The 13,382-nt window shown below is 67.1% G+C and carries 11 protein-coding genes; all 11 read right to left on the bottom strand.

Annotation, left to right across the window (positions count from 1 at the left end; all coding sequences use genetic code 11):
- Positions 1-341, bottom strand: a 341-nt coding sequence (locus VKZ50_06215; protein HLJ59306.1) for a hypothetical protein, incomplete at its 3' end; no start/stop codon positions are given.
- Between the two features lie 135 nt (positions 342-476).
- A complete protein-coding gene (locus VKZ50_06210) occupies positions 477-1,517 on the bottom strand; it encodes a dipeptide ABC transporter ATP-binding protein (GenBank protein ID HLJ59305.1) in 1,041 nt (346 codons plus the stop codon).
- Positions 1,518-1,550: 33 nt separating this feature from the next.
- Positions 1,551-2,591 carry an ABC transporter ATP-binding protein gene (locus VKZ50_06205; protein HLJ59304.1) on the bottom strand — a complete coding sequence of 347 codons (1,041 nt, stop codon included), beginning with the start codon at positions 2,589-2,591 and terminating at the stop codon, positions 1,551-1,553.
- Positions 2,592-2,865: 274 nt separating this feature from the next.
- Complete coding sequence (locus tag VKZ50_06200) at positions 2,866-3,426, bottom strand: hypothetical protein (protein HLJ59303.1); 561 nt, start codon at positions 3,424-3,426, stop codon at positions 2,866-2,868.
- A 71-nt stretch (positions 3,427-3,497) separates the two neighbouring features.
- Complete coding sequence (locus tag VKZ50_06195) at positions 3,498-4,628, bottom strand: ABC transporter permease (GenBank protein ID HLJ59302.1); 1,131 nt, start codon at positions 4,626-4,628, stop codon at positions 3,498-3,500.
- Between the two features lies 1 nt (position 4,629).
- Positions 4,630-5,604: an ABC transporter permease gene (locus tag VKZ50_06190; protein ID HLJ59301.1), complete on the bottom strand. Its 975-nt coding sequence runs from the start codon at positions 5,602-5,604 to the stop codon at positions 4,630-4,632.
- A 25-nt stretch (positions 5,605-5,629) separates the two neighbouring features.
- Positions 5,630-7,360 carry an ABC transporter substrate-binding protein gene (locus tag VKZ50_06185; GenBank protein HLJ59300.1) on the bottom strand — a complete coding sequence of 577 codons (1,731 nt, stop codon included), beginning with the start codon at positions 7,358-7,360 and terminating at the stop codon, positions 5,630-5,632.
- A gap of 165 nt (positions 7,361-7,525) precedes the next feature.
- Positions 7,526-9,679, bottom strand: coding sequence for a UvrD-helicase domain-containing protein (locus tag VKZ50_06180; GenBank protein HLJ59299.1), 2,154 nt, complete (start codon positions 9,677-9,679; stop codon positions 7,526-7,528).
- A gap of 61 nt (positions 9,680-9,740) precedes the next feature.
- A complete protein-coding gene (gene guaA / locus VKZ50_06175; GenBank protein ID HLJ59298.1) occupies positions 9,741-11,357 on the bottom strand; it encodes a glutamine-hydrolyzing GMP synthase in 1,617 nt (538 codons plus the stop codon).
- The gene (locus tag VKZ50_06170) at positions 11,357-12,514 is read right to left on the bottom strand and encodes a GuaB3 family IMP dehydrogenase-related protein (GenBank protein HLJ59297.1); all 1,158 of its coding nucleotides are present in this window, start codon (positions 12,512-12,514) and stop codon (positions 11,357-11,359) included. The genes guaA and VKZ50_06170 overlap by 1 nt, the downstream gene beginning before the upstream one ends.
- 81 nt (positions 12,515-12,595) lie before the next feature.
- Positions 12,596-13,132, bottom strand: a complete 537-nt coding sequence (gene hpt / locus VKZ50_06165; protein ID HLJ59296.1) for a hypoxanthine phosphoribosyltransferase — start codon at positions 13,130-13,132, stop codon at positions 12,596-12,598.
- Between the last annotated feature and the right edge of the window lie 250 nt (positions 13,133-13,382).

Genomic DNA, 13,382 nt, shown 5'->3' with positions numbered 1-13,382 from the left:
ACGCCCTGGCGGATCGGGAACGTGTACGTCAGCCCGTCTTTGCTGATGAGCCCGTTCGCCACGCTCGGCACCTCGGTCGCCAAGCGCGGCACGTACCGGGAGAGCACGCTGCCGTCGTACGTGATCAGCGTCTCGTAGATTCCCGGCCAGAAGATTCCGTCGCTGGTCGTGTCGTACGCGTACGCCGGATCGAGGCTTTCCGGGTCACCGTAGGTGAGGAGAATCAACGAGTCGGGGTTCTGAATCGGGCCCGCGGCGCCGCGGGCGCCGGTGCCGAACATCAGCACCGCCACCACCAGCACCACGACGCCTGCCAGCATGCGCTGTATCACGACGCTCACCGCCTTTTGCTGCGAATCGACACGGTGAACGCACGGCGAGCGGCGCCCGAGTCACCACACCCGGACCCCACCTGCGCCGTGTCCCCCGTGTCCGAGTTCCCTTTAATTGTACGTCAGTAGTACGGTACGCGCACGCTAAGAGTTCGCGGCACTGGCCGCCTGCCGGTACACCGCCGCCTTGCTCCGTTGCGTCTTAAAGGGCCGCACCGGGCACGCCACGTAGTGCCCGTTGCCGATGTCCACGAACTCGGGCTCGTCCACGCTGCAACTCGGCTGGGCGTACAGGCACCGGGTGTGGAACCGGCAGCCTGCTGGCGGGTTGACCGGGCTCGGCACGTCGCCCGGAAGAATGATACGCTCGCGCCGCAACTCAGGGTTCGGGAGCGGCACGGCCGACAGCAACGCCTCGGTGTACGGGTGTTGCGGGTTTGCGAACAGTTCGTCCACGTCGGCGAGCTCCACGATCTTGCCGAGATACATGACCGCGACTCGATCGCTGATGTGTTTGACCACCGACAGATCATGCGCGATGAATAGGTAGGTCAAGCCGAACTCCTTCTGCAGCTCCTGCAGCAAGTTCAGCACCTGTGCTTGGATGCTCACGTCGAGCGCGGAGACCGGTTCGTCGGCGATGATCAGCTTTGGGTTCACCGCCAGCGCCCGCGCGATCCCGATGCGCTGCCGTTGCCCGCCGCTGAACTCGTGCGGGTACCGGTTGGCATGGTAGGGCGAGAGTCCCACGACCTCCAACAGCTCCTGGACCCGCCGGACCTTCTCCTTGCCCCGCGCCAGATTGTGGATCTCGAGTGGCTCGCCGATGATGTCGCCGACGGTCATCCGCGGGTTGAGCGACGAGTACGGGTCCTGGAAGATGATCTGCATGTCGCGGCGCATTCGCCGCAGCTCTTCCTTGCCGAGCTTGAAGATGTCGCGCCCTTCGAACAGGGCCTCGCCGGTCGTCGGCTCCTGCAATCGAAGGATCACGCGGCCGGTCGTCGTCTTGCCACACCCCGACTCGCCGACGAGGCCGAGCGTCTCCCCCTTGCGGATGAAGAAGTTGAGCCCGTCTACCGCCTGGACCGCCCCAACCTGACGCTGGAAAATGAACCCCTTCGTCACCGGGTAGTGCTTCCGGAGGTTCTTGACCTCCAGGAGGATCTCACCGTTGGTTGCCATGTTCCCTCCCCGATGCTCCGTCAGGCGGATCTGTTACCCTCTCGTGCGAGCGACCGCCGCCAGCCCCGCCGCTGCTGCGGCCTGCTTCTCTTTATCCGTGGCCTTGTCCGTGTACAGATAGCACTTGGCCTTGTGCCCGACCGCGATCTGCACGTTCGGCGGATCGACCTGCGTGCAGATCTCCATGGCGAACGGACACCGCGGAGCGAACGAGCACCCTGGCGGCAGGTCCACCAAGCTGGGGGGCTGCCCTTCGATCGGGATCAGGCGCTCGCTCCGCTCGTACAGTTTCGGCACCGAGTGCAGCAGACCCCAGGTGTATGGGTGTCGGGGGTCGCCGAACGTCCGCTTCACGTCGGTATCCTCGATCGGGCGGCCCGCATACATCACGACGACGTTGTCGCACATCTCTGCCACGACGCCGAGGTTGTGGGTGATCAGGATGATCGCCGTGCCGAAATCCCGCTGCAACTCGCGCATCAGCTCGAGGATCTGCGCCTGGATCGTCACGTCGAGGGCGGTCGTCGGCTCGTCCGCGAGCAACACAGACGGGTTGCAGGAGAGCGCCATCGCGATCATCACGCGTTGGCGCATGCCGCCGGAGAACTGGTGGGGATAGTCTTTGACGCGCTGCTTCGCGGCCGGCATCTTCACGCGGTCGAGCATCTCAACCGCGCGATCCCACGCGGCCTTCTTGTCGAGCCGCTGGTGCAGGATCACCGCCTCAGCAATCTGCTCCCCGATCGTCAGGACGGGATTGAGCGACGTCATCGGCTCCTGGAACACCATGGCGATCCGGTTGCCGCGGATCTTCCGCATCTCCTCGTCGGAGAGTTTCAGCAGGTTCCGACCTTCGAACAGGATCTCACCGTCTACGATCTTCCCGGGAGGGCTCGCGATCAACCGCATGATCGAGAGGGCGTGGACGCTCTTCCCGGAACCGGACTCACCGACGATGCCGAGCGACTCGCCCTTGTGCAGATCGTACGTCATGCCGTCCACGGCCTTGACGACACCCTCGTCGGTGTAAAAATACGTCTTCAGGTTCCGGACGGACAACAGCGGTTCGGCCACGCGAACCTACCTCCCCCTGAGGATCAGACCGCCACCCGGCGGCGCGCCGTTGATCACACTCGGATTCCACAAGGTGGCTGCAAATCCTCTCCCCGCCGGGGCGCCAGGGCCCAGTCCCTGCCCCGCCCCGCGGCGCAACCGGGTCCGGCCCAGGGCCCCGGGCGGCACACGCACCCTAGGGGAAACCCCGCCTTGGGAGACTCCGTTGCCCTTCGCTCGGCGCCGCGCCGCCGGCGACCGGAGGATATCCCGCGCGGCTCCCCGCGCTGGGATCCTACGGCAGCCCCTTCGGATAGTCGACCCGATAGTCGTTGTAGGCATCCCCCGAGGCACCGGTCACGGTCCCGACCTTCTGTCGACCGTGGTAGAGTTCCACCATGACCCGGCCGGCCTCCGGCGCGTTGTAGAGCGCGAGTTGGACGATGAGCCGCCCCTCCGTGGCCAGGTACTGGCGGTTGAGCGCCGCGGTGTGCTTGGGATCGTAGTATTTGGACTGAAGCCGGACCAGCACGGTCCCGGACGCGGGATCGTAGGACGCTTGGGGGTGGCTGGCATCGCCCGAGATACTGATCGCCGCGCCCCGCGCGCGGAGCGCCGGGTCCAGGGTCGCCCCTTGAGGCACGTCGGGTGTGACCGCACCCTGCTGGACCTGCGTGATGCGCTGCGCCAGGAACGCGCCGGCCGCGACGAGGACCACCCCCGCGGCGACCGCGACCAGCAGGCGAACCCGCCCCGCCCGGGCGCGCGTCGCGGCATCTCCGAGGCCCGGCCGAGCGCGCCCGCCGGTCGGCCGGCCGGGGCGCGCGCGCATCGTGGACTTCGAACGCTTCTCCATCAGCACTCCCACCTCAACTCGTCGCTCGGCGGGACCGTGTCCCGGCCCGGCGACACAGGGTCCCGGCGGACTCAGACCGACCGCTGCCGGGGGTCCAGCGCGTCGCGCACCCCGTCACCGAGGAAGTTGAACGCGAGCACCGCGAGCACGATCATCAGGCCCGGGGTCAGCAACCAGGGGAACTGCGTGAGCGCCTCGATGCTCTGCGCCTGGGCGAGCAGGAGGCCCCAGCTCGTGCTGGGTTCCTGGACGCCGAGACCGAGAAACGAGAGTCCGCTCTCCCCGAGGATCACTCCCGGGATCGTCAGCGTGGCCGCCACGATGACGTACGACATCGTGCTCGGCAGGACGTGCCGCACGATCACCCGGAAGTCGCGCAGGCCGGCCGCCCGCGCGGCGAGCACAAATTCTACCTCCCGGATCCCGAAGACGATGCCGCGCAGGACACGGGCCAGGCCCCCCCATCCCACCAAGCTGAACACGGCCGAAATCATGAACAGGCGGGCGCCGCTCGACAGGGTCGGCGGGAGGACCGAGGCGAGCGTGAGCAACAGGTAGAAGCTCGGAAACGCCGCCAGCACCTCAACACTTCGCATGATCAGGTTGTCGGTCCAGCCGCCGTAGTATCCGGCGATGCCACCGAGGATCATGCCGATCGGGAACGTGATCAACACGACGATGAGCCCGATCAGGAGGGAGATCAAGCTGCCGTAGAGGATCCGCGACAGCAGGTCCCGCCCAAACTGGTCGGTCCCGAGCAGGAACAGCCGCGCCGGCGGATCGACGCCCAGCAGGTGGATGTCGGTGGGAACGAGCCAGAAGAGCCGGTACGGCGTCCCGTGGACGAAGAAGCGAATGTCGTACGTCCGGCTCGTATCCATCGCGTAGGTGGGCACCGAGGCATCCACGACGCGGTACGCATAGACGAACGGCCGCAGGTGCGGGCGGCCGCGGGCGTCGATGAGGTGGACGCCGACCGGCTGCGCGTAGAATAGGGTGCGGTCCGAATAGTCGAGCGCGTACGGCGCGAGGAACGGCGCGAGCACCATCAGCGTGTACAGAATGAGCAGCACGACCCCGCCAACGAGCGCGAGGCGGTAACGCGTGAGCTGGCGCCACGCGAGCTGGAGCGGGGTCCTCGCCCGCACCACCTTGCCCTGGCCGGCCGGCGCCCGCTGCGGGGTCGCGACGTCGTGGCTCACCCTAGTCGTACCGGATCCTCGGATCGACGTAGGCGAGCATGACGTCCGCGACCAGGTTTCCAAGGATCAGGAGCACGCTTCCCATCAGCAGGCTCCCCATCACGACGAAGACGTCCTTCTTGAGCACGGCCTCGAGCACCAACCGACCGAGCCCAGGGTATCCCAGCACGTTCTCGACGAACGCGGCGCCTCCCAGCAACCCTCCGAGCTCGAAGCCGAACAGCGTCACGAGCGGGTTGATCGCGTTCCGCAGCCCGTGCCGGAAGATCACGGTGCGTTCGGACAGCCCCTTGGCGCGCGCGGTCTTCATGTAGTCGCTGCGCAGGACCTCCAGCAGATTCGTGCGCATGTAGCGCATCAACCCGCCGACGGAGAACACGCCGAGCGCAATCGTCGGCAGGACGAGATGGGACGCGATATCGAGGACCTTGCTCCACCATGGCAGGAAGTCGAAATCTGCGCTCGTCAGCCCCTGCAGCGGCAGCAGATGCGTCCAGAACGCGCCGTACAGGAGGAGGAGCGCGCTGAAGAAACTCGGGATCGAGATCGCCACGAACGCGCCCGCGCTGAGCACCCCGTCCGCCGGCGAATACTGGTGCACGGCCGAGTAGATGCCGAGCGGGATCGCAATCGCCCACGCCGCCACGAGCGAGGTGATCGAGAGCAGCAGGGTGTTGAGCGCGCGGCTGCCGATCAACCACGCCACGGGGACGTTGTAGGCGAAAGAGTAGCCGAAATTGAGGTGCACGATGCTCCACAACCAGCGCAGGTATTGTTCCAGCGGCGGGCGGTCCATGCCGAATTCGGCGCGGAGCGCCGCGATGCGCTGCGGGCTGATCTGCGGGTACTGGAGCACGAGAGACTGGAAGTAGTCGGTCGACCCGGGCGCCAGCTGGATCACCGCCCAACTCACGAACGTGATCCCGACGAGCAGGGGCCCGAGCAGAATGAGGCGGCGAACGATGTACCGGATCATCGCGCGCGAGCGGCAGCGCGCACCGCTACTTGATGTAGATCACAGGAAAGTTCCAGAACGGCCCACCGAACGCCGTGTACTCGATGTTCTCGAACTTGTTGCGGACGGCGACGTAGGCGACCGGGATCGCCGTGTACACGAACGGGACCTGCTCCGACACGATCTCCTGCCACTGGCTATAGTAGTCCCGGCGGCGGTTCTGGTCCACCGTTGTCGCCGCCAAGTTGAAGTAGCGGTCGATCTCGACCTCCCAGGGCGTCGCGGGCTTGGCTTGTTTCGGGTACCACATGTGCAGGCTGCCGGATGACTTCCACACGTTCTGCCCGTCCGCGGGTTCGATCCCGCCGGTCAGGCCGAGCACGATCGCCTCCCACTTGTATGAATCCGTGAGTTTGGCGACGAGGGTGTTGAACGCCTCCGGCGCGAACGTGACCTGCATCCCAAGCGACGCGAGATCCTGCCGCATGATGTTGCCGATCGCCACGCGGTCTGGGTTGTCGGCGTTCGTCGAGATGACGAACGCGACCGGATGCCCGTCGGCATCGCGCAGCGTACCGTCCGCCCCCTTCTTGAAGCCGGCCTCCGCCAGGGTGTCCGCGGCCTTCTGGAGGTTGTACGGGTACGACATCACGTGCGGGTTGAAGAAGAACTTGTCCGCGGGGCTCTCGGGGCCGTACTCCGGCACGGCGTGGCCCGCGTACACTTGGTTGATGATCGCCTGCCGATCCACTGCGTAGGAGACCGCCTGGCGGAACTTCTGGTTCTGGAACCACCGCAACTTGTAGTCGGGCAACCCGGCGTTCGGGTTCTCGTTGAACGTGAGGAACTCCGTGCCAAAACTGGGCCCGCCGTCATACACGGTGTAGTTGCCCGCCTTCGCGCCCCGCTGGAACGCCGCGTATTCGGCGGGCCGCACGCCGTAGCTGTCCGCTTGGCCGCCCTGGAACAGCAGCCGGAGGGCGTTCTGGTTCGGCACGATCGTGAGCACCACGTGCTGGATGTACGGTAGACGTTGCCCGTGCGCGTCGACCTTCCAATAGTACGGGTTGCGGTCGTAGACGATGCGCTGCGCCGGCCGGTACTCGGTCATGACGAATGCGCCGGTACCGACGATCTGGCGGGGCGTCGTGTTCACGCCCCACGTCTGGTTGAACTGGCCCGCGTCGTACGCTTTCTGAAGCATGTGCTGCGGGATCACGGTGGCGTTGCCGACCTCCCGGAGAAACGGGCCGAACGGTTGCACCGTGTGGAACTGGATCGTCCGCGCGTTGATCTTGGTGACCTCGATCGGGTGGCCCGCGACGTTGAGCACGTCGGCGGCGCTGTTCGGGATCTTCTTGTCGTAGATCACCTTGAACGTGAAGACGACGTCGTCCGCGGTCAGCGGCGTGCCGTCGTCCCACTGCAGCCCCTGCCGCAGAACAAACGACCAGGTGCGACCGTCCTTGCTGACCGTCCACGATTCGGCGAGCCCCGGCTCGATGTCGGTCGTCTTACCGTTGGCTTCCACCAAGCCGTCGAACAGGTACCCAAGGGGGCCGGTCGACGCGGTGGAGTTGGCCAGGATAGGATTGAATGTCGACGGATCCGTCTGCTGCGAGTCCAGGAACACGCCCCCGACGTGCCCGATCTGGCCGACAAGTACCTTGGGGTTGGGAAGACCCGGCAGGCTTGGGTGCGGGGCGACCGCCGCCCCGATCCACGGAGGCATGAGCAGCGAGCTCACGATCAGACAGGTCAGAACGATGGCTCGCACGGTCGCGGGTCCTCCTTCACTCTACATTCCCGGAAACAGGGCCGGACGCACCTCTCCCGCCTCGGAGTACGGACGCGCCGCCGGCCGTGTTCGCACCCGCGGTATTCGCCCGGACGACGGGAGATTCCCGCCGCGGCGCGCCGACCAACCGCTGCGGAGGCTCGCCTATGGCGCGGGAGATACTCGTTCCAGGGGTGCGTACCCAAGCGCGAGGCGCTTCGTCCCCACGGCGTCGAACCGGACGGTGATGATCGCGCGCGGCCCGTCCCCGTCCACCTCGAGGACCCGGCCGGTGCCGAACGTTTTGTGCCGCACAACGTCCCCCAGGGCGACCTCCGGGATCGGACGGTCTTCGTCCGGCCATTCGTTCGTGGCCGTGCGAGGAGACGTCCCCCGATCGATCGCGTCCTCCGGGATCTCGGCGAGGAAGCGCGACGGCAGGCTCGGCCGCGAGGTGCCGTAGACGGTCCGCTGCCGCGCATAGGTCAGCAGCAGGCGGGATTGAGCGCGCGTCATCCCGACGTAGCAGAGCCGGCGCTCCTCCTCCATCCCTTTCGGGTCCTCGAGCGACCGGGCGTGGGGAAACAACCCTTCCTCGAGCCCGGCGAGCACCACGACCGGAAACTCAAGGCCCTTCGCGCTGTGCAGGGTCATCAACGTCACCCGGTCCGCGCGGGCGTCGATCGTGTCCGCGTCGGTGATCAGCGCGAGGTGCTGCAGGAGCGCCTCGAGCGACGCGTCCCCGGTCATCTCCTCGACCTCCTGGGCGACCGCAGCAAGCTCATCCAGGTTCTCCAGCCTGGCGTACGCTTCGTCTGTCCCTTCGGCCTCGAGCGCGCGGCGATAGCCGGTGAGGTCGAGCGCGCGGCCCAGGGCCTCGCTCGCCGGGTGATCGGCGGCGAACGCCGCGATCTGTCCGACGACCCCGACGAACTCCTCCACGGCGCGGCGCGCCGCGGCGGCCACACCGGCCTCTCCGGCCCTGCGAAGCGCGTCCCAGAACGAAACGCCTTCCTCCCGCGCCCACGCCTCGAGCCGCCGCACGGTCGTGTCGCCGACGCCGCGGCGAGGCACGTTCAGGACGCGGCGGAGACTGGCCTCGTCCGCAGGATTGTACGCCGCGCGGAGGTACGCGAGCATGTCCTTGACCTCCGCGCGCTCGTAGAATCGGAGTCCCCCGACGATCCGATACGGCACGCCGAGCCGCAGGAACATCTCCTCGAACTGTCGCGACTGCGCGTGCGTGCGGTACAGCACGGCGATCTCGCCCGCGCGCCCTCCCGCGGCGGTGTGCCCCTTAATCTGCTCCCCGACGTACCGCGCCTCTTCGTAGCCGTCCCAGGCCTCGAACAGCGTCACCGCGTCGCCCTCGGCGTTGTCGGTCCACAACGTCTTTGCGTGCCGGTGAGGGTTGTGCCGGATCACCGCAGACGCGACGCGAAGGATGCGTTGGGTGGATCGATAGTTCTGTTCGAGCGTGACGACCTTGGCCTCCGGGTAGTCGCGCTCGAACTCCAAGATGTTCCGCACGTCAGCGCCCCGCCACCGATAGATCGCCTGGTCGTCGTCGCCGACCACGGACAGGTTGCGGTGCCGCCGCGCCAGCAGATTGACGAGCACGTACTGCGTGTGGTTCGTATCCTGGTATTCGTCGACCAGGACGTGCACAAAGCGTGCCTGGTACTCCGCGAGCACCTGGGGATGATCGCGAAACAGTTGGACGGCGCGGACGAGCAGATCGTCGAAATCCAGCGCATGACACTCGTCGAGCCGGCGTTCGTAGGCGGCGTACAGCGTCCCGATCACCTCTTCCCGGCGGGTTTCGGCGCGGGTCGCGTAGGCAACGTGGTCCACGAGCTCGTTCTTCGCCCGGCTGATCTCGGCGAGCACCGCGGACGGCGGGAACTGACGGTCGTCCACGTCGAACGAGCGGAGGATCTCGCGCATCAGCGACCGCTGATCATCGGTGTCGTAGATCACGAATCGCGGGTCGAGACGGAGCGGAGCGCCGGAGATTCTCAGGATGCGGCTTGCGATCGAGTGGAACGTGCCGATCCACAGCGCCCGGGCCGCCCCCGGGCCGAGGACGCGCATCAGGCGTTCCCGCATCTCGCCGGCGGCCTTGTTGGTAAACGTCACCGCGAGGATCTGCGACGGGGCGACCCCGCGGTCGTGGATCAACCCCCCGATCCGATACGTCAGGACGCGCGTCTTGCCGGAGCCGGCGCCGGCCAGCACCAGCAGCGGACCGCCGGGGTGGCGTACGGCGTCGAGTTGGGCCGGGTTGAGCAGGGATTCGATGTCGACGGCGGATGTCATGGCGCTACCAGTCTACGACTTGTCCTGCGGGAGCGCGATCCGCCCCCGCCGGCGGACGAGGCTACTCCCACTCGATTGTGGCGGGCGGCTTGCTGCTGATGTCGTAGACCACGCGGCTGACGCCTTTCACCTCGCCCGTGATGCGGTTGCTGATCGTCTCGAGTAGATCCGCGGGCAGCCTCGCCCAGTCGGCCGTCATCCCGTCCTCGCTCGTCACGGCGCGGACCGCGACGACGTGTCCGTAGGTCCGCGCGTCGCCGGCGACGCCGACCGTGTGCACAGGCAGCAGCACGGCGAACGCCTGCCAGACGTCGCGGCTGAACCCCGCGCGGCGGATCTCCCCGGTCACGATCGCGTCGGCGTCCCGAAGAATCGCCAGGCGCTCCTCGGTGACCTCGCCGATGACCCGAATCGCGAGCCCGGGCCCGGGAAACGGATGACGCGCCACCATCTCGTCCGGCAGGGATAACGTCCGCGCGACAACGCGCACCTCGTCCTTGAACAACGTCCGGAACGGCTCGATCAACCGGAACGGCATGACCTCGGGGAGCCCGCCCACATTGTGGTGCGTCTTGATCCGCGCCGCGGTGCGCGTCCCGCTTTCGATCACGTCGGGGTACAGCGTTCCCTGCACGAGGAACTCGGGACGGCCGAGCCGCTCCGCCTCCTCTGCGAACACGGTGATGAACTCCTGACCGATCAACACCCGTTTGCGCTCGGGGTCAGTGATCCCTCGCAGCCGGTCGAGGAAACGACGGCGGGCGTCGACGTGGACGAGCGACACGCCGAAGTGGTCGCGGAACACCTCGACGACGCGCTCCGCCTCGCCGAGTCGCAACAGCCCGTGGTCGACGAACACACACGTGAGGCGGTCGCCGATCGCGCGGAACACCAGGGCCGCGGCCGCGGCCGAATCCACCCCGCCGCTCAGCGCACAGATCGCTCGGCCGCCGTTCACCTGCGCGCCGATTTCGCCAGCCGCCTGCTCGACAAACGAGGCCATCGTCCACGACGGGGCGCAGCCGCAGACATTGTACACGAAGTTCCGCAGGACCTCGGTCCCCCAGGGCGTGTGCGAAACCTCAGGATGGAACTGCAGCCCGAACAGGCGACGGTCGCGGTCGGCTACCGCGGCGTACGGCGTATGGTCCGAGTGGGCGAGGGTCTCGAACCCCTGCGGGAGGCGGCGCACCGTGTCGCCGTGGCTCATCCAGCAGATCAACCGGGGCTCCAGCCCGCGGAATAGGCCCGCGCCGTGGTCGGGCTCGTCGACGAAGAGCCTCGTCCGCCCAAACTCCTTCCGGGCCGCCGGCCCGGTTTCCCCGCCGAGGGCATGCGCCATCAGCTGCATGCCGTAGCAGATGCCGAGCGTCGGCACGCCGGCTGAAAACAGCGCCGGATCGCACCGGGGCGCTCCCGCGTCGTACACGCTCGCCGGGCCCCCGGACAGAATGATGCCCTTCGGTTCAAGCGCCAGCAGTTCCGCGAGCGACGTGTCAAACGGCAGAATCAGGCTGTACACGCGCAACTCGCGGATCCGGCGCGCGATCAACTGGCTGTATTGGGCGCCGAAGTCGAGGACGATTACGAGATCGTCCACCGGGGGGATCGCGTGCGCGACGTCGTGCTCCCGCGGATGCCCGCCGGTCCGCGCTCGCGTGACCTGCGTCCCGGGCATCAGCGCCCCTGTCCCACGTGCTGCGCGATCTGCATCGTCTTGCCCTCGGTCACGAGGGAGGGGGCGATGATCACCTCGGTCTCGTGCATCTCGCGGATGGTGCGCGCGCCGCACATTCCCATCGCCGTCCGCAGCGCCTCCATGAGGTTCTGCGATCCGTCGTCCACCCGTGCCGGGCCGTGCAGAATATCGCCCAGCGTCCCGGTCGTGCGCACGGCGATCCGCGTCCCGCGCGGCAGGGCCGCGTGCGGGGTGGCCATGCCCCAGTGGAACCCCCGGCCCGGGGCCTCCTCGGCGCGGGCGAACAGCGATCCAAGCATCACCGCGTCGGCGCCGCATGCGATTGACTTCGCGATCTCGCCCCCGACACTGATGCCGCCGTCCGCGACGATCGGCACGTGCCGCCCGGTTCGGCGCGCGTACTCCGCCCGGGCCGCCGCGACATCCATGATCGCCGTCGCCTGGGGGACGCCCACGCCGAGCACCTTGCGGCTGGTACACGCCGCGCCGGGGCCGACCCCGACGAACACCGCGGCAACGCCGGCCTCGAAGAGCTGGAGCGCCGCCTCGTACGACACGCAGTTGCCCGCCATAACGGGGATCTGGGTTTTTGCGGTGAGCTCGCGCAGCGATACGGAGCGCCCGCGCTCGCTGCGATGGTGCTCGGTGATCACGGTCGACTGCACGAGCAGCAACTCGGCGCCGGCCGCCGCCGCGAGCGGTCCGAGGCGCGAGGCCGACACTGGCGTCGTCGAGACGACCGGCACCCCCCCGCCCTTGCGGATCTCTTCAACCCGCCGTCCGACCAGATCGTCCTTGATGGGTTCCCGGTAGACTTCCTGCATGACCGCGACGATCCGATCCGGGGCCGCCTCCGCGAGCCTGTCCAAGACGTCCTGCGGACGCTCGTACCGCGTCTGGATGCCCTCAAGGTTGAGCACCGCCATCCCGCCCAGCTTGGATAACGCGATCGCGAACCGGACGTCCACGACGCTGTCCATCGCGGACGCGATCACCGGCAGCGCGAATTTGCGGCCGGCCACGTCCCACGAGAGATCCACATCCTCGGGATCGATCGTCCCCGACGCCGGTACGAGCGCGATTTCTTCGAATCCGTAGGTCCGGCGGGCCGGCCGCCCCTTGCCGATGAATTCCACGCGGGTCGCCTCCCTGCTTTGGTCTCCACGACCGTCCGGAGTGCGCCGCCGCCGCTCCCTGACGGGGGCGGCGGCGGGGATTCACGTATATACTTCCGGCTTCAACACACAGATGAATGGGAGATTGCGATAGATCCCCCCGTAGTCCAATCCGTACCCGACGACGAACTTGTCGGGGATCTCGAACCCTCGATAGTCGATGGACACCTGCCGCCGACGACGCGTGACCTTGTCGAGTAGAGCGCACACGCGGAGGCTCGCGGGATATCGTGCCTTCAACGTCTCGAGCAGATAGTCCATGGTGAAGCCGGTGTCGATGATGTCGTCGACGATGATCACATGCCGCCCCTCGATGGTCTGATCGAGGTCCTTGAGAATCCGGACGATCCCGCTGCTCTCCGTCCCGGTCCCGTATGAACTCGTCGCCATGAAGTCGAGCATGCACGGAACCGTGACCTGCCGGATGAGATCGGCGAGAAAGATCGAGGCGCCTTTCAGAATGCCGACGAGGAGAGGGGTCTTACCTTCGTACTCTTCGCTGATCCTTCGGCCGAGACCCGCGACCCGAGCGCGGAGCTCGTCTTCGCGGATCAACACTTCGGCAACATCGTCCAGCAAGGCCACTCCGCGCAGGTCCTCCGGGGGTACCCGGTCCGGCGAACACCGTCCGAGTAATTGCGAGCATTATAGTACCCGTGTTCGCTAGTGTCAACGGCGTCATGCGACCGGTGTAGTAGTTCAGCAATAATGTCACCCCCTAACAGTTCCGTGACTATGTCACCCTGGGACTATGACCAGGGAGACGATCATGTTGAGTCAGAAGGATCAACAGCGCGTGCAGGTCCTGACACAGGTCCATCGGGGCACG

Source organism: bacterium, assembly GCA_035295165.1.
Classification (GTDB): Bacteria; Sysuimicrobiota; Sysuimicrobiia; order Sysuimicrobiales; family Segetimicrobiaceae; genus JAJPIA01.
This window is presented reverse-complemented; position numbering and strand designations above follow the sequence as displayed.

Excerpts from the sequence above, each read along its gene's own strand:
- VKZ50_06210 (HLJ59305.1), bottom strand. The coding sequence starts at position 1,517 with ATGGCAACCAACGGTGAGATCCTCCTGGAGGTCAAGAACCTCCGGAAG.
- VKZ50_06200 (HLJ59303.1), bottom strand. The coding sequence starts at position 3,426 with ATGGAGAAGCGTTCGAAGTCCACGATGCGCGCGCGCCCCGGCCGGCCG.
- VKZ50_06190 (HLJ59301.1), bottom strand. The coding sequence starts at position 5,604 with ATGATCCGGTACATCGTTCGCCGCCTCATTCTGCTCGGGCCCCTGCTC.
- VKZ50_06180 (HLJ59299.1), bottom strand. The coding sequence starts at position 9,679 with ATGACATCCGCCGTCGACATCGAATCCCTGCTCAACCCGGCCCAACTC.
- guaA (HLJ59298.1), bottom strand. The coding sequence starts at position 11,357 with ATGCCCGGGACGCAGGTCACGCGAGCGCGGACCGGCGGGCATCCGCGG.